The organism is Cribrihabitans marinus (assembly GCF_900109035.1).
GTDB classification, from domain to species: domain Bacteria; phylum Pseudomonadota; class Alphaproteobacteria; order Rhodobacterales; family Rhodobacteraceae; genus Cribrihabitans; species Cribrihabitans marinus.
In genome coordinates, this window is sequence record NZ_FNYD01000004.1 from 135367 (window position 1) to 161661 (window position 26295).

At 66.9% G+C, this 26295-nt stretch carries 27 protein-coding genes; 16 read left to right on the forward strand and 11 right to left on the reverse strand.

Annotated features, from left to right (window positions below; all coding sequences use genetic code 11):
• The first annotated feature begins 63 nt into the window (after positions 1-63).
• A complete protein-coding gene (locus BMX57_RS07840) occupies positions 64-516 on the forward strand; it encodes a GAF domain-containing protein (RefSeq protein WP_092364727.1) in 453 nt (150 codons plus the stop codon).
• Here the strand turns inward: BMX57_RS07840 and BMX57_RS07845 are convergent.
• Positions 496-762: a DUF1294 domain-containing protein gene (locus BMX57_RS07845; protein WP_092364729.1), complete on the reverse strand. Its 267-nt coding sequence runs from the start codon at positions 760-762 to the stop codon at positions 496-498. The genes BMX57_RS07840 and BMX57_RS07845 overlap by 21 nt on opposite strands.
• A 115-nt stretch (positions 763-877) precedes the next feature.
• Here BMX57_RS07845 and BMX57_RS07850 point away from each other — a divergent pair, with 115 nt between their 5' ends.
• From BMX57_RS07850 to BMX57_RS07870, 6 genes are all read left to right on the forward strand, one after another.
• Positions 878-1447, forward strand: coding sequence for a helix-turn-helix domain-containing protein (locus BMX57_RS07850; RefSeq protein ID WP_092364732.1), 570 nt, complete (start codon positions 878-880; stop codon positions 1445-1447).
• The gene (locus BMX57_RS07855) at positions 1447-2070 is read left to right on the forward strand and encodes a LysE family translocator (RefSeq protein WP_092364735.1); all 624 of its coding nucleotides are present in this window, start codon (positions 1447-1449) and stop codon (positions 2068-2070) included. Before BMX57_RS07850 ends, BMX57_RS07855 begins: the two co-directional genes overlap by 1 nt.
• Before the next feature lie 2 nt (positions 2071-2072).
• Positions 2073-2201 (forward strand): hypothetical protein, encoded by a 129-nt coding sequence (locus BMX57_RS21085; protein ID WP_268236000.1) that lies wholly within the window; start codon positions 2073-2075, stop codon positions 2199-2201.
• Between the two features lie 12 nt (positions 2202-2213).
• Entirely contained in the window at positions 2214-4664 is a 2451-nt protein-coding gene (locus BMX57_RS07860) for a GcvT family protein (protein ID WP_092364738.1), read from the forward strand.
• The gene (locus tag BMX57_RS07865; protein WP_092364741.1) at positions 4661-5554 is read left to right on the forward strand and encodes a homocysteine S-methyltransferase family protein; all 894 of its coding nucleotides are present in this window, start codon (positions 4661-4663) and stop codon (positions 5552-5554) included. The genes BMX57_RS07860 and BMX57_RS07865 overlap by 4 nt, the downstream gene beginning before the upstream one ends.
• A 107-nt stretch (positions 5555-5661) precedes the next feature.
• Positions 5662-8112 carry a GcvT family protein gene (locus BMX57_RS07870; protein ID WP_092364744.1) on the forward strand — a complete coding sequence of 817 codons (2451 nt, stop codon included), beginning with the start codon at positions 5662-5664 and terminating at the stop codon, positions 8110-8112.
• A 6-nt stretch (positions 8113-8118) separates the two neighbouring features.
• Here BMX57_RS07870 and BMX57_RS07875 read toward each other — a convergent pair whose 3' ends face one another.
• The 3 genes from BMX57_RS07875 to BMX57_RS07885 are packed head-to-tail and all read right to left on the reverse strand — an operon-like array spanning position 8119 to position 10207.
• The gene (locus tag BMX57_RS07875) at positions 8119-8856 is read right to left on the reverse strand and encodes a VOC family protein (RefSeq protein WP_092364747.1); all 738 of its coding nucleotides are present in this window, start codon (positions 8854-8856) and stop codon (positions 8119-8121) included.
• Positions 8853-9461, reverse strand: coding sequence for an enoyl-CoA hydratase/isomerase family protein (locus BMX57_RS07880; protein ID WP_092364750.1), 609 nt, complete (start codon positions 9459-9461; stop codon positions 8853-8855). Before BMX57_RS07880 ends, BMX57_RS07875 begins: the two co-directional genes overlap by 4 nt.
• A complete protein-coding gene (locus BMX57_RS07885; RefSeq protein WP_092364753.1) occupies positions 9458-10207 on the reverse strand; it encodes an SDR family oxidoreductase in 750 nt (249 codons plus the stop codon). The genes BMX57_RS07880 and BMX57_RS07885 overlap by 4 nt, the downstream gene beginning before the upstream one ends.
• A gap of 132 nt (positions 10208-10339) precedes the next feature.
• Between BMX57_RS07885 and BMX57_RS07890 the strand changes: the two genes are divergently transcribed.
• The 6 genes from BMX57_RS07890 to lpxK all read left to right on the forward strand — a co-directional run bounded on the left by BMX57_RS07890 (position 10340) and on the right by lpxK (position 16673).
• A complete protein-coding gene (locus BMX57_RS07890) occupies positions 10340-11866 on the forward strand; it encodes a DUF2125 domain-containing protein (protein WP_092364756.1) in 1527 nt (508 codons plus the stop codon).
• A 126-nt stretch (positions 11867-11992) separates the two neighbouring features.
• Positions 11993-13339, forward strand: a complete 1347-nt coding sequence (locus tag BMX57_RS07895) for a TldD/PmbA family protein (RefSeq protein WP_092364759.1) — start codon at positions 11993-11995, stop codon at positions 13337-13339.
• Positions 13326-14150: an inositol monophosphatase family protein gene (locus BMX57_RS07900; protein ID WP_092364762.1), complete on the forward strand. Its 825-nt coding sequence runs from the start codon at positions 13326-13328 to the stop codon at positions 14148-14150. Before BMX57_RS07895 ends, BMX57_RS07900 begins: the two co-directional genes overlap by 14 nt.
• A 61-nt stretch (positions 14151-14211) precedes the next feature.
• Positions 14212-14454 (forward strand): DUF4170 domain-containing protein, encoded by a 243-nt coding sequence (locus tag BMX57_RS07905; protein WP_092364765.1) that lies wholly within the window; start codon positions 14212-14214, stop codon positions 14452-14454.
• Positions 14455-14458: 4 nt separating this feature from the next.
• Entirely contained in the window at positions 14459-15688 is a 1230-nt protein-coding gene (locus tag BMX57_RS07910; RefSeq protein ID WP_092364768.1) for a 3-deoxy-D-manno-octulosonic acid transferase, read from the forward strand.
• Positions 15675-16673, forward strand: a complete 999-nt coding sequence (gene lpxK / locus BMX57_RS07915) for a tetraacyldisaccharide 4'-kinase (protein WP_092364771.1) — start codon at positions 15675-15677, stop codon at positions 16671-16673. Before BMX57_RS07910 ends, lpxK begins: the two co-directional genes overlap by 14 nt.
• 9 nt (positions 16674-16682) lie before the next feature.
• On the opposite strand, the gene BMX57_RS07920 is transcribed toward lpxK, so the two are convergent.
• From BMX57_RS07920 to BMX57_RS07930, 3 genes are read right to left on the reverse strand one after another with little or no spacing between them, the layout of a single operon-like run.
• Entirely contained in the window at positions 16683-17795 is a 1113-nt protein-coding gene (locus BMX57_RS07920) for a CaiB/BaiF CoA transferase family protein (RefSeq protein ID WP_092364774.1), read from the reverse strand.
• The gene (locus tag BMX57_RS07925; protein WP_092364777.1) at positions 17795-18457 is read right to left on the reverse strand and encodes a DsbA family protein; all 663 of its coding nucleotides are present in this window, start codon (positions 18455-18457) and stop codon (positions 17795-17797) included. Before BMX57_RS07925 ends, BMX57_RS07920 begins: the two co-directional genes overlap by 1 nt.
• Before the next feature lie 12 nt (positions 18458-18469).
• Positions 18470-18976 carry a DUF721 domain-containing protein gene (locus BMX57_RS07930; RefSeq protein ID WP_092364780.1) on the reverse strand — a complete coding sequence of 169 codons (507 nt, stop codon included), beginning with the start codon at positions 18974-18976 and terminating at the stop codon, positions 18470-18472.
• A 90-nt stretch (positions 18977-19066) separates the two neighbouring features.
• Between BMX57_RS07930 and mutY the strand changes: the two genes are divergently transcribed.
• Both mutY and BMX57_RS07940 read left to right on the forward strand, forming a co-directional pair.
• Positions 19067-20143, forward strand: a complete 1077-nt coding sequence (gene mutY, locus BMX57_RS07935; protein WP_092364783.1) for an A/G-specific adenine glycosylase — start codon at positions 19067-19069, stop codon at positions 20141-20143.
• 19 nt (positions 20144-20162) lie between these two features.
• Positions 20163-21314, forward strand: a complete 1152-nt coding sequence (locus BMX57_RS07940) for an alkane 1-monooxygenase (RefSeq protein ID WP_092364786.1) — start codon at positions 20163-20165, stop codon at positions 21312-21314.
• Positions 21315-21456: 142 nt separating this feature from the next.
• Here BMX57_RS07940 and BMX57_RS07945 read toward each other — a convergent pair whose 3' ends face one another.
• A complete protein-coding gene (locus BMX57_RS07945) occupies positions 21457-22557 on the reverse strand; it encodes a site-specific DNA-methyltransferase (RefSeq protein ID WP_092364789.1) in 1101 nt (366 codons plus the stop codon).
• Positions 22558-22664: 107 nt separating this feature from the next.
• Entirely contained in the window at positions 22665-23282 is a 618-nt protein-coding gene (locus tag BMX57_RS07950) for a ribonuclease HII (RefSeq protein ID WP_092364792.1), read from the reverse strand.
• Positions 23283-23427: 145 nt separating this feature from the next.
• Between BMX57_RS07950 and BMX57_RS07955 the strand changes: the two genes are divergently transcribed.
• Entirely contained in the window at positions 23428-25047 is a 1620-nt protein-coding gene (locus tag BMX57_RS07955) for a DUF427 domain-containing protein (protein WP_092364795.1), read from the forward strand.
• Positions 25048-25096: 49 nt separating this feature from the next.
• Here the strand turns inward: BMX57_RS07955 and BMX57_RS07960 are convergent, their stop codons facing one another.
• Entirely contained in the window at positions 25097-25894 is a 798-nt protein-coding gene (locus tag BMX57_RS07960) for a DUF1217 domain-containing protein (protein ID WP_092364798.1), read from the reverse strand.
• Positions 25891-26295 carry a flagellar biosynthesis repressor FlbT gene (flbT, locus tag BMX57_RS07965; RefSeq protein ID WP_092364801.1) on the reverse strand — a complete coding sequence of 135 codons (405 nt, stop codon included), beginning with the start codon at positions 26293-26295 and terminating at the stop codon, positions 25891-25893. Before flbT ends, BMX57_RS07960 begins: the two co-directional genes overlap by 4 nt.

Below are 26295 nucleotides of genomic sequence, written 5' to 3' on the forward strand. Positions count from 1 at the left end.
TCGCGGCGCTCGGCACTGAGGGGGCATCCGGCCCCCTCTCACCGGCAGGACGGGAAAGACACAATGACCGTCGATTACGACACGCTGGCCAAGACCATCGCCGCGCTTACCCACGGCGAGACCGACTGCGTGGCCCTGATGGCCACCGTCGCCTGCGAGGTGCATCATTCCGACGACCGGTTCGACTGGACCGGTTTCTACCGGGTCGTCGCGCCCGGCCTGCTCAAGATCGGTCCCTACCAGGGCGGGCACGGCTGCCTTGTCATTCCGTTCGACCGCGGCGTCTGCGGTGCGGCGGCGCGCAGCGGCGAGATCCAGCTGGTGCCTGACGTCGAGGCGTTCGACGATCACATCGCCTGCGCCGCATCGACCCGGTCGGAACTGGTGCTGCCCGTCCGCGACGCCTCGGGCCAGGTCGTCGCCGTTTTCGACATTGACAGCGACCGGCCCGATGCCTTCACTCCGACCGATGCCGAGCGTCTGGACGCGATCCTGTCAGAGGTATTCGGCCGCTAGCAAAAGCAGCGCCGCCTGCGCCGCCGCGATGGCCCAGAGCCACCGGACAAAGGGCTGCTTGCGCCGCTTGTGCCGAAAGATCCACCGAGACAGCAGGGTTCCGGGGCTGCCGCCCAGCAGCGACAGGCGCAGCAGCCACCGTTCCGGCACCCGTCGCCGCCGGCGGCGCGCCACCAGCTTGTCCCAGCCCATCAGGCCGACGGTCAGCGCATTGATGCCCCAGAGGTAGTAGATGCCAAGCCACATGCCTGCGGTGATACCCGCGCTCTGGATCGGCAGCCAGTGAAATTTTTCTTGAAATTTTCACGAACCCCGCGCATCGTGAAAATTCAATGCTGTTTTTCACGACCGGATGTCCGCAATGACCGATCACACGCCACAACCCGCGACGCTCGGGGCGGATATCCGGGCGCTGCGCAAGGCGCGGGGCCTGACGCTGGCCGAGATCGCGGCGCGCACCGGGCGCTCGGTCGGCTGGATCAGCCAGGTCGAGCGCGACCTGTCCGAGCCGTCGATCACCGACCTGCGCCGGATCGCCCAGGCGCTGGGCGCGCCGATGTCGATCCTGTTTTCGCATCACGCCACGCCCGCCGGCGAACAAGGCTATGTCGTTCGCGCCGGCAGTCGCCGCCAGATGGGTTCGGGCGAGGAAGGCTTGATCGAAGAGCTGCTTTCGCCCGACCTGACCGACGATTTCGAGGTCGTCCACTCGACCTTTCGGCCCGGCGCGGCCCTGCCGGAAGAGACCCACCGCCCGACGCAGGAGGTGGGGTACATGATCTCAGGCCAGCTGGACCTGCGGATCGGCGCGCGCAGCTTCACGGTCGGACCCGGCGACAGCTTCCGCATCCGCAACGAACCCCATCACTGGGCCAACCCCTATGACGAGCCGGCGGTGGCCGTCTGGGTCATCGCCCCACCGGTATATTGATGAGCGCCGAGGCCTGGATCATCTTCGCCGCGTTCTGGGCGGTCTTCGTGACCACCCCCGGCCCGAACGCGGTCAACTGCATCTCGAACGGCATGTCGCTGCCGTTTTCGCGCGCCATGCTGGGCGTCCTGGCGATCCTGACCCAGGCCACCGCGTTCCTGCTGCTGTCGGCGCTGGGTGTCACCGCCCTGATCACCGCCTCGCCCGCCGCCTTCCTGGTCGTCAGGCTGGCCGGGGCGGGTGTCCTGATCTGGCTGGGGATCCGTGGCTGGCGCAACGCCGCGCGGCCCGTCCCGACCGCCCAGCGGCCGGCCGGCCACGTCTATCTGAGCGCACTGGCCATCGCCACGATCAACCCCAAGAGCGTCGCGGGCTACCTGGCCGCCTTTTCGCAATTTGTGCAGCCCGAGGTGCCGATCTGGCAGCAGATGACCGTGATCCTGCCCACCGCGCTGACCATCACCGCGCTCAGCTATACCGGCTTCACGCTGATCGGTGCCCTGATGGGACGCGCCGCGCTGGGGGCGGTCTTCAACACCTGGGTGCGCCGGGTCATGGCCGGCTGTTTCATCATCTACGGCGTGGCGTTGGGCAGCAGCGCGCTGCCGCAAGCAAGGGGGTGACGATGACAACGGGATCCTGCCGGTGCGCCGCCGTGAAATTCCGGGCCGACCGCCTGCGGCTGCAAAAGCATATCTTCACCGCCGACAAGGGCGACTATTACGACATCGCGGACGGAGTGCCGCAAAGCTGACAGGAGGTTTGCATGGCCGATTTTCCGAACAAGGCACGCGTGGTCATCATCGGCGGCGGCGTGGTGGGTGTCTCGTCGCTTTATCATCTGGCCAAGAAGGGTTGGAGCGATTGCGTGCTGCTGGAAAAGAACGAACTGACCGCCGGGTCGACCTGGCACGCGGCGGGCAACGTGCCCACCTTCTCGACCTCCTGGGCGATCATGAACATGCAACGCTACTCGACCGACCTCTATTCGCGGTTGGCGGACGAGGTCGACTATCCGATGAACTACCACGTCACCGGCTCGATCCGGCTGGCCCACAGCGCCGAGCGGATGCAGGAGTTCCAGCGCGCCGCCGCCATGGGCCGTTACCTGGGCGTCGACATGGAGATCCTGACGCCCGAGGAAACAAAGGAGCATTACCCATTCCTGGAAACCCACGACCTCGCCGGGTCGCTCTATGATCCCAACGATGGCGATATCGACCCAGCGCAGTTGACCCAGGCTCTGGCCAAGGGCGCGCGGGATATGGGCGCGCGCATCCTGCGCTTCACCCCGGCCACCGGTGTCACCCAGCATGATGACGGGACCTGGACGGTGCGTACCGACAAGGGCGACATCGCCTGCGACTACGTTGTGAACGCCGCCGGCTACTACGCCCAGCGCGTCGGCGAATGGTTCAAGCCCTATGGCGGGCGCACGGTGCCGATGATGGTGATGAGCCACCAGTACCTGCTGTCCGAGGAGATCCCCGAGATCGAGGCGTTGACCAAGAAGACCGGGAAGAAACTGCCGCTGCTGCGTGACGTGGACGTGTCCTATTACCTACGTCAGGAAAAGCACGGCTTCAACCTCGGCCCCTATGAGCCCGATTGCCGCGCCCATTGGGCCGACCCCGACGACCCGATGCCCGAGGATTTCAGTTTTCAACTCTGGTCCGACGACCTGGACCGGATCGAGGATATCGTCACCGACGCGATGGAGCGTGTGCCGCTTCTGGGCAGCGCCGGTGTGAGTCGCGTCATCAACGGCCCGATCCCCTATGCGCCGGACGGCAACCCGCTGCTTGGCCCCATGCCCGGGGTCCGCAACGCCTTCGAGGCTTGCGTCTTTACCTTCGGCATCGCCCAGGGCGGCGGCGCGGGCAAGGTTCTGGCCGAATGGATCGTCGATGGCGCTACCGAATGGGATATGTGGGCCTGCGATCCCCGCCGGTTCACCGGCTACACCGATCATGACTACTGCGTCGCCAAGGGGATGGAGGTCTATGGCCACGAATACGCCATGCATTTCCCGTGGCACGAATGGCCCGCGGGGCGCAACAAGCGCCGCTCGCCGCTGCATGATCGGCTGCAGGCTGCCGGTGCGGTCTTCGGTGCCTATAACGGCTGGGAACGCGCCAACTGGTTCGCGCAACCGGGCGACGACACCTCCGAGGCGGCGACCCAAACCTGGGACCGTTCAGGTCCGTGGGAGCCGCGCATCCGCGCGGAATGCGAGGCGGTGCGCGACCATTGCGGCATCCTGGCGATCAGCGGGTTCTCACGGCTCAAGGTCGAGGGGCCGGGGGCGAAGGATTTCGTCGACGGGCTGACCACATCGCGCCTGCCCGCGCCAAGGCGGATCGGACTGGCGTATTTCCCCGATCACCGGGGCCGGGTGGCAACCGAGATGTCCGTCATGGTGCATTCCGACGAGGATGTCGGCCTGATCACCGCCGCCACCGCGCAATGGCACGACCGCGAATGGCTGTGGCGTCAGGCGCCCGAGGGCGTCACGATCAGCGACCATTCCGACAACGTCGAATGCCTGCTGGTCACCGGCCCCAAGGCGCGAGAGATCCTCGGCCCGCTCACCAATCACGACCTGTTCCTGCCCTGGTTGTCGGTCAGTTTCGAGGGCAAGGTCGCCGGGATTGACTGCGCACTGATCCGCGTCTCCTTTGCCGGCGAACTGGGCTGGGAGGTGCATTGCGCCGCCGAGGACGCCCCGGCGATCTGGGACGCCGTGACCGGCGCAGGTGCCAGGCCCTTCGGCATGTGGGCGCTGAATTCCCTGCGCATCGAAAAGGGCTATCGCGCGTGGAAGGGCGACCTGTCCACCGACTACTCGCTGCTGGAAAGCGGGCTGGACCGTTTCGTGCGCCTCGACAAGCCGCAGGATTTCCCCGGCAAGACGGCGCTGCTGGCCGAGCGGCAGCAGGGCGTGAAGAAACGGTTTGCCACGCTGATCGTCGATGCGGGCGGGGCCGACGCGCCCTACATGTCCTGCATCTGGAAGGATGGCGAGATCGTGGGCGAGACCACCTCGGGCGCCTGGGGCTACCGGGTCGGCGCCTCGATCGCGCTGGGCATGGTGCGCAGCGATCTGGCCGAACCGGGCACCGAGCTGGAGGTCGAAATCTACGGCACGCGCCACCGCGCCGTAGTTCAGCCGGATCAACCGCTCTGGGATCCGCAGAACGAAAGGCTGCGGGCATGACTGCGATTACCCTTCTGGACGGCGCAATCGGACAGGAACTCGTGCGGCGGACCGAGGACCGTGCGACGCCGCTCTGGTCCACGCAGGTCATGATCGACCGGCCCGGGTTGGTGGGCGAGGTACATGCAGACTATTTCCGCGCCGGCGCCACCGTGGCCACGACGAACACCTATGCCCTGCACCGGTCGCGCCTGATACGCGTCGGGCTGCAGGACCGGCTCGCCGAGCTGGTGGAGGTGGCGCTGGAACAGGCCGGCCGGGCCCGCGACACCCATGGCGGGCGCGTGGCCGGCGCGCTGGGTCCGCTGCTGGCCTCCTACCGGCCGGATCTGAAGCCGGATCCGGTGGATGCCGCCCGGCAATATGCCGACCTGGTGGCGCTGATGCGGGATCGCGTCGATGTCTTCCTGATCGAAACGGTGTCGTCCCTGTTGGAGGCCGAAGGCACGTTGTCCGGCACCCGAGGCTGCGGCAAACCGGTCTGGCTGGCGCTGAGTGTGATGGACGAAGACGGCACGCGCCTGCGCTCCGGCGAACCGCTCGCCGACATCGCGCAGCTGTTGCAGGACTTCCGCCCCGACGCGCTGCTGATCAACTGTTGCCGCCCTGAGGCGGTGCCCGCGGCCGTCGAGATCCTGGCGGGGTTCGGCAAGCCCTTTGGCGCCTATGCCAACGGATTCACCCGCATTTCCGAGGGCTTCCTGACCGACGCGCCCACGGTCGACGCGCTTGAACGGCGCACCGATCTCGATCCTGGAACCTATGCCGACCACGCCATGGGCTGGGTCGCGCAAGGCGCCACCATCGTTGGCGGCTGCTGCGAAATCGGGCCCGCCCACATCCGTGAACTCGCCACCCGCCTGCAAACTGCCGGCCACCATATTGTCTGACGCCATGTTTTCCTCTCGCTGAAAATACCTCGGGGAGCGCGAGGGGCAGCGCCCCTCGCCCATGTCGGATCGCGCCAGCGATCCGAACCCAACCAAAGGAGCAACCCATGCCCGACCTGCCTGAAAATGCCCGTGTCGTGATCATCGGCGGCGGCGTCATCGGATGTTCCGTCGCCTATCACCTGAGCAAGCTCGGCTGGACCGATATCGTCCTGCTGGAGCGCAAGCAGCTGACCAGCGGGACCACCTGGCATGCCGCCGGCCTGATCGGTCAGCTGCGCGCCAGTTCCAACATGACCAAGCTGGCGCGCTATTCCGCCGAGCTCTACCGCGGCCTCGAGGCCGAAACCGGTGTGGCCACGGGCCTGCGGCAGGTCGGGTCGATCTCGGCGGCGCTGACCGGCGAGCGGCTGGAGGAACTGTATCGCAGCGCCGCGATGGCGCGGGCCTTCGGGGTACCCGCCGAAGAGCTGTCGCCCACCGAAATCAAGGAGAAATACCCCCATATCAACCTCGATGGCGTGACCGGCGGCGTCTGGCTGCCCACCGACGGACAGGCCGACCCCGCCAATATCGCGCTGGCGCTGGCCAAGGGCGCCCGGCAACGCGGCGCGGCGATCCACGAACGCATCAAGGTCACCGGCGCCACCCGCGAGGGCCGGCGCGTCACCGGCGTCGACTGGATCGCCGATGACGGCACCGGCCGGGGCCATATCACCTGCGACATGGTGGTGAACTGCGCCGGCATGTGGGGCCGCGAGGTGGGCCGGATGACCGGCACCAATGTGCCGCTGCAGGCCTGCGAGCATTTCTATATCGTCACCGAGGCCATCGCCGGCCTCAGCCAGATGCCGGTGCTGCGGGTGCCTGACGAGTGCGCCTATTTCAAGGAAGATGCCGGCAAGTTCCTTCTGGGCGCGTTCGAGCCAAAGGCGAAACCCTGGGGCCTGGAGGGCATCCCCGACAGTTTCGAATTCGACCAGCTTCCGCAGGATTTCGACCATTTCGAACCGATCCTCGAGGCCGCCTGCAACCGGATGCCGATGCTGGCCGAGGCGGGCATCCACACGTTCTTCAACGGCCCCGAGAGCTTTACCCCAGACGACGCCTATCACCTGGGTCTGGCGCCCGAGATGGACAATGTCTGGGTCGCCGCCGGGTTCAACTCCATCGGCATCCAGTCGGCGGGCGGCGCCGGGATGGCACTGGCGCAATGGATGGAGGATGGCGAGACGCCCTTTGACCTCGGCGATGTGGACATCGCGCGGATGCAGCCGTTCCAGGGCAACCGCCGCTACCTGGCCGAGCGCGCGAGCGAAACGCTGGGCCTGCTTTACGCCGACCACTTCCCCTATCGGCAGAAGGCCACAGCGCGCGGCATCCGGCGCACACCGTTCCACGAGCACCTCAAGGCGCGCGGCGCGGTGTTCGGGGAACTGGCGGGCTGGGAGCGCGCAAACTGGTTCGCGCGGCCCGGGCAGGAAGCGGAATATCGCTACAGCTGGAAGCGGCAGAACTTCTTCGACAACGTGGCCGCGGAACATGCCGCGATCCGCACCGGGCTGGGCATGTATGACATGTCCTCCTTTGGCAAGATCCGCGTCGAGGGGCCGGATGCGACCGCATTCCTGAACCATGTCGGCGGCGGGCAGTTCGACGTTCCGGTGGGCAAGATCGTCTACACCCAGTTCCTGAATGCGCGTGGCGGGATCCAGGCGGATGTGACCGTCACGCGCCTTTCGGAAACCGCGTATCTCGTGGTGACGCCGGCGGCGGCGCGGTTGGCGGACGAGACCTGGATGCGGCGGCATCAGGGAGAACTCCGCGTCACCATCACCGACGCGACCGCGGGTGAAGGCGTTCTGGCGGTGATGGGCCCCAAGGCCCGCGATCTGATGGCGCGCGTCTCGCCGAATGATTTTTCGAACGAGGTCAATCCCTTTGGCACGGCGCAAGAAATCGAGCTGGGACTGGGCCTCGCCCGAGTGCACCGCGTAACCTATGTGGGCGAGTTGGGATGGGAGATCTATGTCTCTTCCGACATGGCCGCCCATGCCTTCGAGACGCTCTGGCAGGCCGGGCAGGATCTGGGGCTGAAGCCGTGTGGGATGCACATGATGGACACATGCCGGATCGAAAAGGGGTTCCGCCATTTCGGCCATGACATCACGCCCGAGGATCACGTGCTCGAGGCAGGGCTGGGCTTTGCCGTCAAGACCGACAAGCCGCAGTTCATCGGCCGCGACGCGGTGCTGCGCAAGAAGGACGAAGGGCTGCGGAGCCGCCTGCTGCAGTTCCGCCTGACCGACCCCGAACCGCTGCTCTATCACAACGAGCCGATCATCCGGAACGGTGACATCGTGGGCCATCTCAGTTCGGGTGCCTATGGGCATCATCTGGGCGGCGCGATGGGCATGGGCTATGTGCCCTGCCGCGGAGAAAGCGCGGCCGAGCTGCTGGCCTCGACCTATGAGATCGACGTGATGGGCACGCGGGTGCGCGCCGAGGCGTCGCTCCGGCCGATGTATGACCCCAGGGCGGAACGGGTGAAGGCCTGACCCGGCCTACCGGGTCGGGATCAGCGCGGTTCCGGCGGCGTCCTTCTGCGGCGCGCGCAGCCCGTCGATTTCGATGCCGCGGAGGTCCGGCACCGCGGCGAATTCCGCGCCCGGGACGTGCTGAAATTCCAGGGTTGTGTAGGGCCGCTGCCACAGCCATCCGCGGTTGGCCACCGACCACAGATCGGGATCGGGCGGCGTTTCGTCGGTGAAGGCAAGAAAATGCAGGTCGAAGCCGTGGCTTGGAACCTCCTGCACTGACAGAAGGCGCATCCCGAGCGCGATCCAGATTTCGGTTTCGGCCGAAATATCTCCGCTGCGCAGGGTGATCTGGCCGATCCGCGCCGCCGAAAACGGGCCGCCGGACTGTTGCGGCGCGGGCGGGCTGTCCTGAAAGGTCCATTGCAGCAGCTCGACCGGGAAGCCGGCCGGGTCGCTCAGGTGACACAGATAGCCGATGTCCCGGAACTGGTGCGGCACGCTGACCTCAAGGCCATCCCGGCGGAGTTGGTCGACGGCGCGGTCGAGATCGGGCACGGTGATCCCGATCTTCCAGTAGCGCTGGCCGCGATCGGCGGAGAACCCGCCGCCGCCGGGCATCAGGATCAGGTCGGAATCCCGACCCGCATAACCGACGCGCCACTGCGCGCCCTCCGGCCGGGCCGTCATGCCGAAATGCTGGGCATAGAACCGCGCGACCGCCGCCGGGTCCGCAACCCGCAGGCGCAGGGCGGCGAGCCTCATGGACAGAGATCCGCGATCCCTGCGGCGATCCCGGCATCGGCATCCAGGCTGTCGGCCACCAGCGACCGGGCGGTATCCATAAGCTCCTCGGGCGCGACGATCCGGTCGAACAGGCCGAAGGCATAGGCCTCCTCGGCGTTGATCTTCTGGCCCGCCATCAGGATCAGCCGCGTGCGGGCCGGGCCGATCAGCGCAGCCATGCGCGCGGGGTCCGAGGGTTGCGGCAGGAATCCCAGCTTCATCACCGGGTAGAACACCTTGGCCTGCGGCACCGCGATGCGCAAGTCACAGGCCAGCGCCATGCCGTTGGCACCCCCCGCCAGCGTGCCGTTCAGCGCCGCCACGGTCAGGCAGGGCAGCGCCGCGATCGCCCCCGACAGCCGTTCCCACAGAGGCGAGGTCGCAAGGCCCGCCCGCGCCTCGTCGAGATCGGCGCCCGCGCTGAACACCCGGCCGCGCCCAGTCAGGATCAGCGCCCGCGCTTCGGTGGCCGCCTCGGCGACCTCGCACAGCTCGGTCAGCATGGCGGAGGTGAGCGAGTTGGCCTTGTCCGGACGGTTCAGCGTCACCATCCAGAGCCCGCCATCCCGCTCCAGCTCGATCATGCCAGGCCGATCCGCGCGCGGATCGCGTCATCGCGCAATGAAATCTCGTTCCCGAGGAACTCGTCCGCATCCGGTCCGCACATCCACAGCAATGCCCTGGCCGGCCAGTCCGCGGGGATATGCGCCGACCAGTCCAGCTGGCTGACCGGGTTGATGCCGCTGGACTTTATCTCGCGCTGCATCTGCGTCGCCACGGTGCCCGGCGACAGGCCCATCGCGCGGATGCCGTGGATCTGCTCTTCCAGATGCAGGCAGGAGGTCAGCATTGCCGCGCCGGCCTTGGAGGCGCAATAGTGGCTCCAGGCCTCGACCGGGCCATGCGCGGCGCCCGAACTGACGGTCAGGATGCTGCCGCCACCAGCCTCCCGCATGACCGGAAGGACCGCGCGCATCCCGTGGAAGACGCCTTTGAGGTTGATGTCCACGACCCGGCCCCAATCGGCGGGGTCGACCCTTGCCAGATGCGCGATCGGCTCGATCACACCGGCGTTGTTGATAAGCACGTCCAGGCTGCTGAACCGGTCCCGGCAGGCGTTGACCGCGGCCTGAACCTGGCCGAAATCGCTGACGTCGCAGGGGATCGCCATGGCCTGGTCGCCGATCTCCTGCGCCAGGGCGGTGATCTCGCCCGGTCCGCGGGCCACCAGCGCGACATTGGCTCCGGCGGCGGCAAACACCCGGCCCGCCTCGGCCCCGATCCCGCGGCTTGCGCCGGTGATCAGAACGGTCTTTCCCTGCATGTTCATCGCCGCGTCCTCCGCATTTTCGCCTTGTTTTCTGGTTACGCGCAAAGCCGGGACAGGTCCAGACCTTGCCCCTTGACGCCCGCTGCGCGAGGGCAGACGATACGCGCGCCATTGATCGAGAAGGGTTCTCAAATGAAACATTTCTATCGCCGCACCTGCAGCGCCGCCATGGCCTGCGCCTTCGCCTCCACCGGCGCCTGGGCCGAACTGACCGCGCAGGACGTGTGGGCCGACTGGGAGGCCTATATGGGCGGCATGGGCTATGACCTGACCGGCTCGGAAACAACCTCGGGGAATGTCACCACGATCACCGACATGTCGATGTCGATGGACCTGCCCGAGGGCGAAGGCGCGATCATGCTGGCGATCCCCGAGATGACCCTGACCGAGAATGGCGACGGCACGGTTTCCATCGGCTTCCCCGAAGAGTTTCCGATGACGTTCGAGGTCACGCCCACCGACGATGCGCCGGTGCGCGGCGAGTTCGTCTATACCCAGCAGCAGATGGATATGGTGGTGTCGGGATCCCCCGACGACATGACCTATGACTATTCGGCGCAGACCATCGGGTTCGACCTGGTCTCGCTCGAGGCCGAGGGCGAGGAGATGCCCGAGGGCACGTTGACCCTCGGGTTCGACCTGGCCGGTGTGACCGGCACCTCGAACATGAAGATCGGCGATGCCCGCGACATCACCCAGAGCATGGCGGCCGACACCCTGACCTATGACGTCGCCTTCGACGACCCCGAGTCGGACGAAGGTATCGTGATGAATGGCGAGATGACCGGGCTGGGCTTCACCGGCGACGGCACCATCCCCAAGGATTTCAATGCCGGCGACTATCAGAGCATGGTCGATGCCGGCTTTGCCTATAGCGGCGGCTTCACCTATGCGACCGGCCAGACCAAGGCCAGCGGCAACCCCGACGAGCAGCCCTTCTCGTTCGAGAGCAACTCCGAAGGCGGCGATTTCCAGGTCGCGATGAATGGCGACCACATCGTCTATGACATCACGCAGAAGGCGCCGCAGATGACCATCGTGTCGTCCGAGATGCCCTTCCCGATCGAGATCGCGATGGCCGTGGCCGGCATGAAATTCGACATCCCGGTTCAGGCCAAGGATGAGGCACAGCCCTTCGCCTTTGCGGTCAACCTGACCGATTTCACCATGTCGGACATCCTGTGGAGCATGTTCGACCCGGCCGGCGCATTGCCGCGCGATCCCGCCACGGTCAAGCTGGACGCGACCGGCATGGCGAAAGTGCTGGTGAACTTCCTGGATCCCGAAGTGGCCAGCACGCTTGAGGCCACCGATGCCGCGCCGGGCGAGCTGCAATCGCTCAAGATCAACGAACTTCTGGTATCGATGGTCGGCGCGCGGCTGAGCGGAACCGGCGATTTCGAGTTCGACAACAGCGACCTTGAGACCTACGACGGGATGCCCGCCCCCTCGGGCGAGGCGAACCTGCAACTGGTCGGCGCCAACGCCCTGATCGACAAGCTGATCGGCATGGGCCTGATGGCCGAGCAGGACGCGATGGGCGCGCGGATGATGATGGGCATGCTGGCGGTTCCCGGCGACGCGCCCGACACGCTGAACTCCAAGATCGAGGTCACCAAGGACGGCCAGATCCTGGCCAACGGCCAGCGCATCAAGTAGCGCCCCGCAGATCGGGTGTTCGAGGGGCCGCCGCGTGCGGCCCTTTTCATTCATTGCGGCCCAGGGACTTGCGACACCGGCGGCGCGGGGCTACCTCGTGACCGCAACCCAAGGAAACCGAGCCCCATGACACGCACCCCCGAAGAGATCTGCCACGCCCTGCTCGACGCCGCCAAGCGCGCCGGTGCCGAGGCGGCCGACACGATCGTGATGCAGGGCAGTTCCGTCTCGATCGAAGTCCGCGGCGGCGCCCTGGAACACGCGGAACGCGCCGAGGCGGCCGATCTGGGGCTGCGGGTGCTGATGGGGCGCAGCCAGGCCATCGTGTCCGCCTCGGACAGCCGGCCGGAAACCCTGGCGGCAATGGCCGAACGTGCGGTGGCAATGGCCCGCGAAGCGCCCGAGGATGCCTATGCCGGCTTGGCCCGACCGGACCAGCTGGCCCGGGACTGGGATCTCGACGCGCTGGACCTTCTGGACCCGGCGCCCGAACCCGAACCCGACGCGCTGATGGCGGACGCCCTGGCAGCAGAGGCTGCGGCACAATCCGTCCCAGGCGTCACGCAAGTCTCCGACGCCGCGGCAGGTTACGGGTTGAACCGGGTTCATCTAGCCGCCAGCAACGGGTTCTCGGGCGGTTATGCCCGCAGCAGCCGCTCGACCTCATGCGTAGCGATATCCGGAACCGGAACCGGGATGCAGCGCGACTATGACGCCGACAGCCGCATCCATCAGGGCGACCTGCGCGGAGCGGACGAGATCGGGCGCAGCGCCGGCGAACGGGCGGTCAGCCTGACGGGTGCGAGACAACCTCGCACCGGCACATTTCCGGTCCTGTTCGACGAACGCATTTCCTCTTCGCTGATCGGGCACCTGACCGCCGCCATCAACGGCACCTCCATCGCCCGGGGATCGTCCTGGTTGAAGGATGCGCTGGGCACGCAGGTGCTGCCCGAGAGCCTGTCGCTGATCGAGGATCCGCACCGCCTGCGCGTGTCCGGATCGCGCCCCTTCGATGCCGAGGGACTGCCGACCCGCCGCCGCGCGGTGGTCGAGGACGGCATCCTGACCGGATGGACGCTGGACCTGGGCAGCGCGCGCAAGCTGTCGATGGACCCGACCGGCAACGCCGCGCGCGGCGTGTCGTCGGCCCCCTCGCCCAGCAACTGGAACCTCGCCCTGACGCAAGGTCAGAGCGACCGGGACGAACTGCTGCGCGACATGGGAACCGGGCTGCTGGTGACATCGCTGATCGGCTCGACCATCAACCCCAATACCGGCGACTACTCGCGCGGGGCCTCGGGATTCTGGGTCGAGAATGGCGAGATCGCCTATCCGGTCAATGAATGCACCATCGCCGGCAACCTGCGCGACATGCTGCTGCGCATCCAGCCCGCCAACGACGCGCGGCCCTGGCTGTCGCGTGTGGTGCCCTCGCTGCTGATCGAAGGGATGACCCTTGCCGGCGCGTGACCTGCCCCTGCTGATCGAGGCAGCCCGGGCGGCGGGCGAGATCGCCACACGCTATTCCGGCAAGCTGGCGCGGCGCTGGGACAAGCCCGAGGGCGCGGGCCCCGTGACCGAGGCCGACATCGCGGTGAACGACATGCTGGCCGCAATGCTGCCCTCCGCCCGGCCCGGCTATGGCTGGCTGAGCGAGGAGACCGAGGATGACGGCGCACGGCTGAACCACGACCGGCTGTTCATCGTCGATCCGATCGACGGAACCCGCAGCTTTGCCGATGGCAAACGCACCTGGGCCCATTCGATCGCCGTGGCCGAGCATGGAAGGATCACGGCCGCGGTGATCTACCTGCCGCTGCTCGACCGGCTGTTCGCGGCGGCCGAGGGACAGGGGGCCACGCTCAACGCTGTTCCGATCGCGACCTCGCAGCCCGCCGGGCTGTCCACGGCCGAGATCCTTGCCACTCGCCCCAATCTGGAACCGACGCACTGGCGCGATGGCCACGTGCCTGCCTTTGCCCGCGCCTACCGCCCGTCGCTGGCCTATCGCCTTGCCCTGGTGGCACAGGGCCGCTTCGACGGGATGCTGACGCTCCGCCCCAGCTGGGAATGGGACATCGCGGCCGGCGACCTGATCCTGCGCGAGGCCCGCGGGCGCTGCACCGACCGGCACGGCGCGGCCCTTCGGTTCAACAATTCCCACCCGACGGTCGAAGGCGTCATAGCCGCCGGGCCGCTGGTGCATCGGGCGCTGTCCGAGGCGCTGGAGCCCGACGATGCCGTGATCCCCGGCACGCCGCCCGACCCTCCGGCGCCTTGACCTGCCGGGCGAAACCCGTAGGTTTTCGCCACCCCCCTTGCCCCTGCGATAAGGACACCCAATGCCCCAACGCCTGCATCTCGTCTTTGGCGGCGAACTGGTCGATCCGACCAAGAGCGTTTTCAAGGACGTGAACGACATCCACATCGTCGGCATGTATCCCGATTACGACTCGGCCTATGACGCCTGGAAGGCCGAGGCCCAGCGCACCGTGGACAATGCCCACATGCGCTATTTCATCGCCCATATCCACCGGTTGCGCGACGAAGGAACCGAGGCTTCGGCAACCGAAGAGCTGGGCTGACGTCTTGAGCCGCTCGCTCAGCCTGGCGGCCTATCGGGCGCTGAACTGGCGCAATACGCAGACCGGCAAGGGGGACCGCCCGCCGCGGCCCGAGGGCGAATTGCTCTGGGTGCAGTCCGCGACCAGGCGCCGTTTCGTGGCGCTGGCCGAGCTGTGCCGAAGGCTCATGGCGCAGCGGCCGGGGCTTCAGATCCTGTTCACCGCGCCCGGATCCGAGGACGCCGACGCCTGGCGCGAACCGGGCCTGCCGGTGTTCCCGCTTCCGGCCGACCACATGTCGGCGGCGCGCGGTTTTCTGGACCATTGGCGGCCGGATATGTGCGTCTGGGCCGGCGGCGGTCTCCTGCCCAACCTGCTCAGCCTTGTGGCGGACCGCGAGATCCCCTCGATCCTTCTGGATGTCGGCGAGGGCGATCTGCCCCTGCGCCGCCATCGCTGGCTGCCGGACCTGACCCGCGCGACGCTGGACTGTTTCGACACCATCCTGGTGAAATCCGAGCAAACCGCCCGCAGCATCACGCGCAGCGGCGTCAGCCGCGACAAGGTCTCGGTCTCGGCGGAAATGCGGGTGACGCCGAACCCCGTCTCCTGGTCCGAGGAGGAACTGGCCAGCGTCACCGAGATGCTTGCGGCGCGGCCGGTCTGGCTGGCCTGCTGGGTACATGGTGACGAGATCGAGACGGTCCTGCAGGCCCATCGCAGCACCCTGCGGCTGGCGCACCGGCTGCTGTTGGTCCTGCACCTGGCCGATCCGACCGATGGCGACCGGTTCATGGCCCTGGTCGAGCAGACATCGCTGCGCTGCGCCGATTGGGACGCGGGCGACGCGATCGAGGATTCCACCCAGATCCTCCTGACGACCATGACCGAGGATCTGGGCCTGTGGTTCCGGATGGCGCCGGTCAGCTTCATGGGCAGTTCGCTGACCTCGGGCACCGGCGGGCGCGAGCCGCTCACGGCGGTCGCCCTGGGCTCGGCGGTGCTCTACGGACCGAATGTGCGCGACCACATCGACACCTATTCCCGGCTGGCCGCCGCCGGCGCGGCCCGCAGCGTGCGCGATGCCGAAACGCTGTCCACAGGCGTCGTGCAGACGCTTGCGCCCAATCGTGCCGCCGAGATGGCTCTGGCCGGCTGGCAAGTTGTGACCGAGGGGGCCTATCTGAACGACCAGCTGGTCGAGATGATCCAGGACAGGCTGGACGAGCGGGGCTCGGGCAATGCGCGCGCCTGAATTTTGGATTTCCGATCCGCGCCGGCCCGACTGGCGCGCGCGGCTGCTGTCGCCGCTGGGCGCGCTCTATGCCCGCGCGACGGCCCGCCGGCTGGCAAACGGGACCGGCGCCCGGGCCGATGTGCCGGTCATCTGCGTCGGCAACATCAACGCCGGCGGCACCGGCAAGACGCCGACGGTCATCTGGCTGGCCGAACAGCTTGGCCGCGCGGGGCACAGGCCGCATGTGATCAGCCGCGGCTATGGCGGCAGCCTCACCGGGCCGGTACAGGTCGACCCCTCGCGGCACAGCGCGACACAGACCGGCGACGAGCCGCTGCTGATCGCGGCCTTCGCGGATGTCTGGATCGCGCCGGACCGGGTGGCCGGTGCCCGAGCGGCAACAAGGGCGGGCGCCACGGTGCTGCTGCTGGATGACGGGTTCCAGGATCCCGCGCTGCAAAAGGATTTCTCGGTCGTGGTGGTCGATGCGGCAATAGGCTTCGGCAACGGGCTGTGCATCCCGGCAGGCCCCCTGCGCGAACCGGTGCCGGCGGGGCTGGCGCGCGCCGACCTGCTCGTGACGCTGGGCGATGCCGAGGCCCAGGCCGGATTCACCGACCGCTGGGGCGCGCATGTCCCGGTGCCCCGGGTCACCGGCGTGATGGAGCCGCTGCAGACCGGCATGGACTGGACCAGCACGTCGGTTCTGGCCTTTGCCGGGATCGGTCACCCCGAGAAGTTCTTTCGCACCCTGCGCGCGCAAGGCGCCGATCTGCGCCGGGCCGAAGCGCTGGACGACCATCAGCCGCTGACCCCGGCACTGATGACCCGGCTGGAGAACGAGGCCCGGCTGCTTGGCGCACAGCTGGTCACGACCGAGAAGGACGCCGTGCGCCTGCCGCCAGGCTTCCGGTCCAAGGTGATAACCCTGCCCGTGCGCCTGCGGATCGCCGAAGAGGACCGGTTGCGCAAGACGCTGGCCGAGGTCGCCCCGGCGCCCTGAGACCCCGCGTCAGCCGTCCTCGCCCAGCCGGGGCGCGGGCCGGTGCAGGGCCAGCTCGGCATCCGAGAACCGGAACGGCGCGCGCACACCCGGAACCCCGTCGAGAAGCACTTCCATGCCGCGCGCCACGACCTGCGGATCGGCCATCACCTCGTCCATACGATTGATCGGGCCGGCGGGGATTCCCTGTGCCTCGCAGGCGGCCAGAAGCGCGGCCTTGCTCCGCGTGGCGGTTGCCCCGTTCAGGCGCGCAATCATCACCCGGCGGTTGGCTAGCCGGTCCTTGTTGTGCCGAAACTCCGGCGCCTCGGCCATGTCGTCCAGGCCCAGAACCCGACACAGGCGCTGATACTGCCGGTCGTTGCCGGTGGCGATGATGATGTGCCCATCGGCGCAGTCGAACACCTGGTAGGGTGCCAGATTCACATGCGCGTTGCCCATCCGGCCGGGCACGGTTCCCGTGGTCAGGTAGTTCAGCGCCTGGTTCGCGGTCACCGCCACGGCCACGTCCAGCAACGCCATGTCGATGTGCTGGCCCCTGCCCGTGCTTTCACGCTGGTGCAGCGCCGCCAGGATCGCGGTCACGGAATAGATCCCGGTGAACACATCGGTGATCGCCACGCCGGACTTCTGCGGCTGGCCGTCGGGCTCGCCGGTGATCGACATCAGGCCCGACATGCCCTGAATGATGAAATCGTACCCCGCCCGGTGGGCATAGGGCCCGGTCTGGCCGAAACCGGTGATCGAACAGTAGATCAGGCGCGGGTTCAATTCGCTCAGGCTGTCATAGTCCAGCCCGTATTTCGCAAGCCCGCCCACCTTGAAGTTCTCGATCAGGATATCCGCGTCGGCGACAAGTTCGCGTACGCGCGCCTGCCCCTCGTGGGTCGAGAAATCCACGACGACCGAGGCCTTGCCCCGGTTGGTCGAGTGGAAATAGGCGGCCGACACATCGCCATCGCGTTCGACAAATGGCGGCCCCCAGGCGCGGGTGTCGTCGCCGGCGGGGCTTTCCACCTTGATCACCTCGGCGCCCAGGTCCGAAAAGGTCTGGCCGGCCCAGGGGCCGGCCAGGATACGCGCCAGTTCGACGACCTTGAGGCCGGCAAGCGGGGCCGGCATCAGCTGCCCAGCTCGTCCTCGATCAGCGCCTTGAGGTCCTCATAGGGCTGGTTCAACACTTTCTGGCCGTTGATGACGAAACTGGGCGTCGAGTCGATGCCGTGCTCCTCGGCGTTTTCCTGATACCAGGTTACCAGGGTCTGCGCCTTGTCGGCATCCTTCAGACAGGCCTCGATCTGGTCCTTCTCCAGCCCGGCCAGGCGCCCGATCTTGCGCAGTTCGGCCACGATCTCGGGCGGGCCGCCGGCCCGGGCCCATTCGGGCTGTCCCTCATAGATCAGGTCGGTAATGCCGAAGAACCGCTCGGCCCCGCCGCATCGGGCGATCATGGACGCCCACAGGCCATACCGATCGAAATAGACCTCGCGATAGACGAACCGCACCTTGCCGGTGTCGATGAAGTCCTTCTTGAGCTGCTTGTACGGCCCCTCGTGGAAATTGGCGCAATGCGGACAGGTGAACGAGGCGTATTCGATCACCTCGACGGGGGCATCCTCGGCACCCTGGACCATCTCGACGACACTCGACGTATCGACCTGGCCCTCCTGCGCCTCGGCGGCACCGATCAGGGACACGGCGGGTACGTTTTGCGCCTGCGACAGCCACAGGCCGCCTGCGCCCAGCGCCAGCACGGCGCAGATAGCGGTTCCGATTCGGGTCATGCTATGCCTTTCTCAGCGTTTCTGACTGGATAGAACGTTGCGGGCCAGACGTTCAAGGGCGGCCCGCAGCTCGGTGTCCTGCGCGCCATCGGCCACGCGGCTGGCCTCGGCCACGACCTCGGGGTCGGGGCGGGGCTCCGCCGCCCTGGGGGCGGGTGCGAACTCGGCCTGCCCCTCGGCAAAGCCCAGCGGCGCGGTCTGGGTGATGCGCACGCGGCTGATGGCGTTGTAGCCATAGACCGCGTTCACCTTGTCGCGCAGCCGGTCCTTCTGCATCTCCAGCATCGGCGCCTTCGGCCCGGTGGTCAGGACGGTCAGCGTTGCCCCGAACCCGCCGCGGCCATAGCCCACCTTGACCGGCCGGGCGATTGCCGCGATGTCGTCCCCGACGATCTCGGCCCAATGGGTCAGCACACGCGACACCGCGAAACCGCGGCTTTCGCCGGCGCGGCGGATCTGTTCGTTCAGGACCGAGGCGGTGCGCGCGAACCCTCGGGTAGTGGAGCGTCTGGGTGCCATCTGGAATCCATCGTTGTGCGCCTTATTGTAAGACCCGTGTACTCGGGTGCCAGCGAAACCGGACTGACGGAGGAATAAAACTTGCGTGACATGCCCCAGGCGGATCCGGCAGCGACCCTGCTGAGCTGGTACGACACGCATGCAAGGGATCTGCCGTGGCGGGTACCGCCGCAGGACCGGCTGGCGGGTGTGCGCCCGGACCCCTATCGCGTCTGGCTGTCCGAAGTGATGCTGCAACAGACGACCGTTGCCGCGGTCAAGGACTATTTCCACCGCTTCACCCGCCGCTGGCCCACCGTCGAGGCGCTGGCCGGTGCCGAGGACGCCGATGTGATGGCCGAATGGGCCGGGCTGGGGTATTACGCGCGGGCCCGGAACCTGCTGAAATGCGCCCGTGCCGTGACGCGTGACCACGGCGGGCGGTTCCCCGAGGATCACGTCGCGCTGCTCGGCCTGCCGGGGATCGGCCCCTACACTGCCGCCGCCATCGCCGCCATTGCCTTCGACCACCCCGAGACGGTGCTGGACGGCAATGTCGAACGGGTAATGGCCCGCCTGCACGACATCCACGACCCGCTGCCCGGCGCCAAGGAGACCCTGCGCGCCAGGGCCGCCGAACTGACCCCGCGGGAACGGCCGGGCGACCACGCACAGGCGGTGATGGACCTGGGCGCGACGATCTGCACGCCCCGCGCGCCCGCCTGCGGCATCTGCCCCTGGCGCGATCCCTGCCTGGCCCGCGCCCGCGGAACCGCCGCCATCCTGCCCCGGAAGACACCGAAACGGCCCAAGCCGACGCGCTATGGCATCGCTTACCTCGCGGAACGCGAAGACGGCGCGGTGCTTCTGGAACGGCGCCCCGACAAAGGGCTTCTGGGCGGGATGCTGGGCTGGCCCGGACCGGAATGGGGCGACGCGCCGGACGAGACCCCGCCCTTTGAAGCCGACTGGCGCGAGCTGCCCGGAGAGGTGCGCCACACCTTCACGCATTTTCACCTTGTGCTGCGCCTGCGCTGCGCAATACTGCGGGCGGATGCGTCGCCCGACGGCCTCGAGCCGATCGCCCGGCACGAGTTCCGCCCGCAGGCCCTGCCCACCGTCATGCGAAAGGCCCATGACCTGTGGCGGAGCGCGGCGGCGGATGGCAGCCGCGTCCGGACAGATTGACGTTCAACGGATCCCGCCAATGTCGGACACGCAAGTCGCCATACCCTCTGAAACCCTGTCGCGCTGGCAAAGCGCGCTGCCCTTCTGGATTTCGTTCCTTCTGATCCCGCTGGCCTGGGCGGTGGCGATGGCGGGCGGCTGGTGGTTGCTGCTGTTGCCGCTGGCGACCTGGTGGACCTTCGCGGTGCTGGACCAGCTGACCGGCCTGAACCTCGACAACGCCGATCCCGAGACCCCGGACAGCGACCTGCGCTGGTACATCCTGCTGACGCGGCTCTGGGCGCCGGCGCAATTCGTGACGCTGTTCGGCCTGATCTGGTATGCCACGCGGGCAGATCACCTGGACAGCGTCGAACGGATCGGGCTGTTCTTCGGCGTCGGCGTGATCACCGGTGCCATCGGGATCAACTATTCCCACGAATTGATGCACCAGCGGTCGCGCCTTGAGATCTGGCTGGGCGATATCCTGCTGGCCATGGTCCTCTACTCGCATTTCCGGTCCGAACATCTGCTCGTGCATCACCGCTATGTCGGCACACCACGCGATCCGGTGACGGCCCGCTATAACGAGGGGTTCCACCGCTTCTATCCCCGCGTCCTGGTCCAGTGCCTGAAATCCGCGTTCCGGGCCGAGCGGGACAAGCTGGCCCGCAAGGACCGGCCCTGGACCGACCGCGCCAACCCGTTCTGGCGCTACTGGGGCCTTCAGGGCGCCATGCTGGTGCTGGCCGGATTGCTTGGCGGATGGGCCGGGATCGGGTTGTTCCTGGTGCAGGCCGGCGTCGCCATCTGGCAGCTGGAACTGGTCAACTATGTCGAGCATTACGGGCTGACGCGAAAGCACCTCGGCGACGGCAAATACGAGCATGTCAGGCCGCGCCATTCCTGGAACGCGGCGCACAAGGCGTCCAACTGGCTGCTGATCAACCTGCAGCGCCACTCGGACCACCATTTCAAGCCCGCCCGGCGCTTTCCGCTGTTGCAGAACCACGGCACGGACGAGGCCCCGCAGCTGCCCTATGGCTATCCGGTGATGACAATCGCGGCGATGATCCCGCCCCTGTGGCGGCGGGTGATGAACCCGCGCGTCCGCGCCTGGCGGCGGCAATACTATCCCGAGATCACCGACTGGACGCCTTACAACACGGCGCTCAACCCGCCTCCGAGATAGCCGCCCGAACCCTGTATCCGTCCGGCAGGCCCGCATGAAAAAACCCCGCCATTTCTGGCGGGGCAAGGTGAAGTGCCATGTGTCAGGCCACAGGCACCGGCGGTATGCTTTTGTCGTTCCGTGAGTGAGTGTGCGGTCCGCCTTATTCCATCTCGGCCCGAAGCTGCTGGCGCAGCACGTCGATCGGGACCTTCTTGCCGTCCCTCTGGAAGCACCAGTAGGTCCATCCGTTGCAGGACGGCGCGTTTTCCAGGGCCGCGCCGACCTGGTGGATCGAGCCCTTGACGTCGCCGCCCACCAGCGTCCCATCGGCCCGAACCTTGGCCTTGTGGCGCTGGTTCATCGAAAACAGCTGCTCGCCAGGACGCAGCAGCCCGCGTTCGACCAGCTGGCCGAAGGGGATGCGCGGCTCGGCCCGTTTGCTTGCCGTGACCTGCAGCGCGTCGCGGTCGTATTTCCGCACCTTCGCGATGCGTTTCCCGGCCACCTCGCGATAGGCGGCCTCGCGCTCGATCCCGATGAACTCGCGGCCCAGCATCTTGGCCACGGCGCCGGTCGTTCCGGTGCCGAAGAACGGATCCAGCACCACGTCGCCGGGATTGCTTGCGCCCACCAGGATCCGGTGCAGCAGCGACTCGGGCTTCTGCGTCGGATGCGCCTTGTCGCCGTTCTCGTCCTTGAGCCGCTCATGCCCGGTGCAGATCGGCAGCACCCAGTCGCTGCGCATCTGCACGCCTTCGTTGAGCGACTTCAGCGCCTCGTAGTTGAACGTGTATCTGGCACCTTCGCCCTTGGACGCCCAGATCATCGTCTCGTGGGCATTGGTCAGCCGCTTGCCGCGGAAGTTCGGCATCGGGTTGGATTTCCGCCAGACCACGTCGTTCAGGATCCAGAAACCGGCATCCTGCAGCGCCGTGCCGACCCGAAAGATATTGTGATACGAGCCGATCACCCAGATCGCGCCGTTTGGCTTCAGCAGACGGCGCGCGGCCTTGAGCCAGTCGCGCGTGAACCGGTCATAGGCCGAGAAGCTGGCGAACTGGTCCCAGTGGTCGTCCACCGCATCGACCTGAGAATTGTCGGGGCGATGCAGCTGGCTCTTCAACTGCAGATTGTAGGGTGGATCCGCGAAGATCAGGTCGACGGACGCCTCTGGAAGACCGTTCATCACCTCGATGCAGTCGCCGTCCAGAATCGCGTTGAGGGGGAGCGCCGCCGCACCCTGGGTCTTGATCGTTGTCATTTTCTGCCTCAAGTTCCACGGCGCTTTTTCGCGCTCGTTTGGTTGAGACAAGGATGAGTCAAAGCTGATTCGCGGTCAATTTCTTTTTTGAATCAGCGTTTTACGTTTTAGTCTTGATACAATATCTTGTGAACCGGCCGGAAAGAACGTCTATGGTGTGGGGTCATCCCCAGATTTTGAAGCGCCGATCTGTGTTGTTTTGTCGGATAGCCCTTGTTCTTGTCCCAGCCGTATTCGGGGTGCTGTTGCGCCAAATCCACCATCACCCGATCCCGCCATATTTTCGCCACGATCGAGGCCGCCGCAATGGACACGCAGCGGGTGTCGCCCTTCACGACCGGCTGCGCCGGAATGGCGATCCCGCGCGGAACCAGGTTGCCGTCGATCAGCAGGAAATCCGGGGCGGGATCCAGCGCTGCAACCGCCCGCTCCATCGCAAGATGCGCGGCACGCAGGATATTGTGGTATTCGATCTCCTCGACCGACGCCTCGGCGATCGACACCTGGGCATCCGCGTGCAGCTGTTGTGCCAGCTCCCTGCGCCGCCGCTCGGTCAACTGCTTGGAATCGTTCAGACCCTCGGGGATCGCCTGCGGGTCGAGGATGACCGCCGCGGCCATAACCGGTCCGGCCAGCGGCCCCCGGCCGACCTCGTCGACGCCGGCGATGCGGCGACGGCCCCGCGCCATGAGCGCCATTTCCAAAGCGTAATCGGGCTTGCCCATGACAATCGGGAAACCGTGAATCCGTGCCCGACGCAAGCCCAAAAAGACAGCAGACCGTGCCGTCCTGCCCATCAAATCCGCGCGACACCCCTTGGATCGGGCGCCGCCGCACCCATCCTATGAATAACCAGTCACGGAGCGCGGAATGTTGCAAGTCCCCGAAGGTCGCCCGCAGGGCTATGGAATCGAGATCCGTCCCCTGCCCGAGGAGGTCCGCATCTGGCGCGGCGGTGTTCTGCTGGCCCAGAGCCGGGCGGCCAAGGTGATGTACGAAACCCGCCTGGCCCCAACCGTCTATGTCCCGCGCGCGGACATCCGGGTGCCGTTGGGGCGACCCACCGAGTTGCAGACCTTCTGCCCGTTCAAGGGAACCGCGCGCTATTTCGACTTGCGGATCGGGTCCGAGCGGTTCGCCAATGCCGCGTGGGCCTATGACGACGCCCTGCCGGAAAGCGCCGGGATCCAGGGCCATGTCGGCTTCATGCCGGATGCCGGGATCCGGGTCGATCTGGGTCGCAACATCCTGCGGCCCCCCGATGACGGCAATATCTCCGGGCCTCTGGTCGACTGGCTCATGCGCGGGGCTTCGGCCCAAACGACGCCCGAGGACTTTACCCGCGAATTGGCAAGGAAACTGACCGAAAGCGGGCTCAGCCTGTCGCGCCTGAGCGTCTTGATCTGGTCCCTGCACCCGCTGATCGCCGGCAAACACCACATCTGGGACAGGGAGTCGGACGAGATCTCGACCTTTGCTCCCAGCTACGAGATCCACGATCACCCGTCGTTTCGCGACAGTCCGCTGCGCCACGTCTCGAACGGTCGGGGCGGCGTGCGGCAACGCATCGACGCGGCGCATCCGGAGAACAGCTTTCCGATCATCGAGGATCTGCGCTCGAAAGGTGCGACCGACTATGTCGCGATGCCGCTGCCCTTTTCGGACGGTCGGATAAACGTGCTGACCCTGACCAGCGATGCGCCGGGCGGCTTCACCACGGCCCAGCTCGGCCTCGTGTTCGAGGTCTCCTCGGCAGTCGCCCGGGCCTACGAGGTCTTCGTGCAGCGCGAAACGGCGCAGGTTCTGCTTGAAACCTATGTCGGCAAGCGCAGTGGCGCGCGCGTACTGGGCGGCGAGATCCGGCGCGGCGATGGCGACGAGATAGATGCCGCGATCATGTTCTGCGACCTGCGCCGGTCGACCCTGCTGGAAGAACGGCTGGGTCGGGCGGCGTTCATCGCGCTCCTTAACCGGTTCTTCGAGACCGTCTCGGACATCGTGCAGGAAAACGGAGGCGAGGTTCTGAAGTTCATCGGTGATGCGGTCCTGGCCGTGTTTCCGGCCGAACAGGACAGTGGAACAGCCTGCCGGGCCGCGGCCCGCTCGGCGCTGGAGATAACCGCGCGGCTGGACGAGATGCGCGGAGACGATCCGGAATTCGACGGCGATTGCAGCATCGGCCTCTCCTTCGGGCGGGTCACCTACGGCAATGTCGGATCGCGCGAGCGGCTGGATTTCACCGTCATAGGCCAGGCGGCGAACGTCGCCGCGCGGCTGGGCGACTATGGCAAGCGCAATTCGCATCGCATCGTCGCCTCGGCCGATGTGCTGCCCGAGACAGCCTCCAGCATGCCTTTGGGCCCGGTGCAGTTACGTAACGTCACGCACCCGGTGCAGGCCCATGCGGTGGTTCCCCCGGCACTTGAACCGTCCGACCACCTTGCCGGACTTGACCAGGATCCCAGCGCGGCCGTTCCCTCCGAGGTCTGAAGCGGCCTCACGCAAGCCGGTCATCATCGGCCACACACGGATCGCCCGCTCAACCGGCCGCGCGCAAGAGCGTCAATGCGGTCGCACCGGAACTCAATCCCGCGGACAGGTCGCGTATCTGGGCGCGGGCCAGATAGAGGGTGGTCACCTTTTCGACGGCGGCCGGGTCGGCGAATTGGCCGATATCGGCGGAACCGGTCGCGCGCTGCAACTTGTCGCGGAACACATCGAGCTGCTTGTCGAGGTCCAGCTGGCTGAAACTGCGCGGCAGTCCCATCGCGGTTTCGAACATTTCGCGCAAAGGGGGAAGCCCCATCACGGAATACCACTTGGTCGTCTCTCGCGACGACCCGGCGGCAATGCCGGACAGCTCGCGCTGCGCAAAGAGCGCGATCTGCATGCTCTCGTCCTGTTCACCCAGCGCGCGCTCGAAGGATTGCGCGCGGTATCGGGCCACGATGCCCTCCATCTCATCGCGACGCCCGGTCAGCGGAACGGCCCCGGGTCCGAATCCGAATGCCGCGCTGAAGGCCCGATAGCGCTTGTCGGACAAACGGTTGGCCAAGGCGTCGTCGGCCTTGGTTCCGTCCGCCAGTACCCGCTGGACAAAGGCCCGGTTGTCGATGTCGTCCTGAAGCCCGAACGCCCCCAGCGCCACTTTCAGGACGGTGCGGTCGGCCACCAGGTCGGCCGCGCTTCGAATCTCGCCGATCCGCGCCAGGAAGGTATCGGCTTCCCGCGCCATGACCGGTGCGGCGTTGAAGGCCTGGAACTGCACGTCCTGGCTGCGTTGCAGGAACCGCCATCCGGCGATCCCGCCAAGGGGTACGAAGGGCTGAAAGCTCATCTTGCCGCGAGTGCGAGCAACCGGTCCTCGCGCGGCAGCAGCGTGCGCAGGGCCTTGAGACAACGGTAGTGATGATTGCGCACCAGTGCGTCGGTTGCCGCGGCGAGCGAAGCCCGGCTGTCGGAATCGGTCAGAACCTGGCTCAACTCCTCGATGCGGCGCAACAGAGACAGCCTGACCTCCTCTGGATCGCAGTCGCCGGACAGGACCAGCTGCGTGGCATAGCAGACGCGGCGCACGGGTGTGTTCGCCTCGTCCGGATGGATCGCATCGCGCAGCCGCAGGATCTTGGCATCCTGCGTCACCACCGACAGACGGCCGCGCCTGTCGCCGTTCTCGATCACCGCACCGTTGATCAGGACGCGCTCTTTCGGGGCCAGTTTCAGGACCAGGCCCGCCAT

What these genes read in the sequence shown, in the direction of transcription:
- BMX57_RS07880 (WP_092364750.1), bottom strand. Translation starts at nt 9,461, where the DNA reads ATGATCGAGCTGGAGCGGGATGGCGGGCTCTGGATGGTGACGCTGAAC.
- BMX57_RS07840 (WP_092364727.1), top strand. Translation starts at nt 64, where the DNA reads ATGACCGTCGATTACGACACGCTGGCCAAGACCATCGCCGCGCTTACC.
- BMX57_RS07940 (WP_092364786.1), top strand. Translation starts at nt 20,163, where the DNA reads ATGTCGGACACGCAAGTCGCCATACCCTCTGAAACCCTGTCGCGCTGG.
- BMX57_RS21085 (WP_268236000.1), top strand. Translation starts at nt 2,073, where the DNA reads ATGACAACGGGATCCTGCCGGTGCGCCGCCGTGAAATTCCGGGCCGAC.
- mutY (WP_092364783.1), top strand. Translation starts at nt 19,067, where the DNA reads ATGCCCCAGGCGGATCCGGCAGCGACCCTGCTGAGCTGGTACGACACG.
- BMX57_RS07920 (WP_092364774.1), bottom strand. Translation starts at nt 17,795, where the DNA reads ATGCCGGCCCCGCTTGCCGGCCTCAAGGTCGTCGAACTGGCGCGTATC.
- BMX57_RS07845 (WP_092364729.1), bottom strand. Translation starts at nt 762, where the DNA reads ATGTGGCTTGGCATCTACTACCTCTGGGGCATCAATGCGCTGACCGTC.
- BMX57_RS07930 (WP_092364780.1), bottom strand. Translation starts at nt 18,976, where the DNA reads ATGGCACCCAGACGCTCCACTACCCGAGGGTTCGCGCGCACCGCCTCG.
- flbT (WP_092364801.1), bottom strand. Translation starts at nt 26,295, where the DNA reads ATGGCGGGCCTGGTCCTGAAACTGGCCCCGAAAGAGCGCGTCCTGATC.
- lpxK (WP_092364771.1), top strand. Translation starts at nt 15,675, where the DNA reads ATGCGCGCGCCTGAATTTTGGATTTCCGATCCGCGCCGGCCCGACTGG.
- BMX57_RS07890 (WP_092364756.1), top strand. Translation starts at nt 10,340, where the DNA reads ATGAAACATTTCTATCGCCGCACCTGCAGCGCCGCCATGGCCTGCGCC.
- BMX57_RS07905 (WP_092364765.1), top strand. Translation starts at nt 14,212, where the DNA reads ATGCCCCAACGCCTGCATCTCGTCTTTGGCGGCGAACTGGTCGATCCG.
- BMX57_RS07885 (WP_092364753.1), bottom strand. Translation starts at nt 10,207, where the DNA reads ATGAACATGCAGGGAAAGACCGTTCTGATCACCGGCGCAAGCCGCGGG.
- BMX57_RS07855 (WP_092364735.1), top strand. Translation starts at nt 1,447, where the DNA reads ATGAGCGCCGAGGCCTGGATCATCTTCGCCGCGTTCTGGGCGGTCTTC.
- BMX57_RS07850 (WP_092364732.1), top strand. Translation starts at nt 878, where the DNA reads ATGACCGATCACACGCCACAACCCGCGACGCTCGGGGCGGATATCCGG.
- BMX57_RS07875 (WP_092364747.1), bottom strand. Translation starts at nt 8,856, where the DNA reads ATGAGGCTCGCCGCCCTGCGCCTGCGGGTTGCGGACCCGGCGGCGGTC.
- BMX57_RS07895 (WP_092364759.1), top strand. Translation starts at nt 11,993, where the DNA reads ATGACACGCACCCCCGAAGAGATCTGCCACGCCCTGCTCGACGCCGCC.
- BMX57_RS07950 (WP_092364792.1), bottom strand. Translation starts at nt 23,282, where the DNA reads ATGGGCAAGCCCGATTACGCTTTGGAAATGGCGCTCATGGCGCGGGGC.
- BMX57_RS07960 (WP_092364798.1), bottom strand. Translation starts at nt 25,894, where the DNA reads ATGAGCTTTCAGCCCTTCGTACCCCTTGGCGGGATCGCCGGATGGCGG.
- BMX57_RS07945 (WP_092364789.1), bottom strand. Translation starts at nt 22,557, where the DNA reads ATGACAACGATCAAGACCCAGGGTGCGGCGGCGCTCCCCCTCAACGCG.
- BMX57_RS07860 (WP_092364738.1), top strand. Translation starts at nt 2,214, where the DNA reads ATGGCCGATTTTCCGAACAAGGCACGCGTGGTCATCATCGGCGGCGGC.
- BMX57_RS07955 (WP_092364795.1), top strand. Translation starts at nt 23,428, where the DNA reads ATGTTGCAAGTCCCCGAAGGTCGCCCGCAGGGCTATGGAATCGAGATC.
- BMX57_RS07865 (WP_092364741.1), top strand. Translation starts at nt 4,661, where the DNA reads ATGACTGCGATTACCCTTCTGGACGGCGCAATCGGACAGGAACTCGTG.
- BMX57_RS07925 (WP_092364777.1), bottom strand. Translation starts at nt 18,457, where the DNA reads ATGACCCGAATCGGAACCGCTATCTGCGCCGTGCTGGCGCTGGGCGCA.
- BMX57_RS07870 (WP_092364744.1), top strand. Translation starts at nt 5,662, where the DNA reads ATGCCCGACCTGCCTGAAAATGCCCGTGTCGTGATCATCGGCGGCGGC.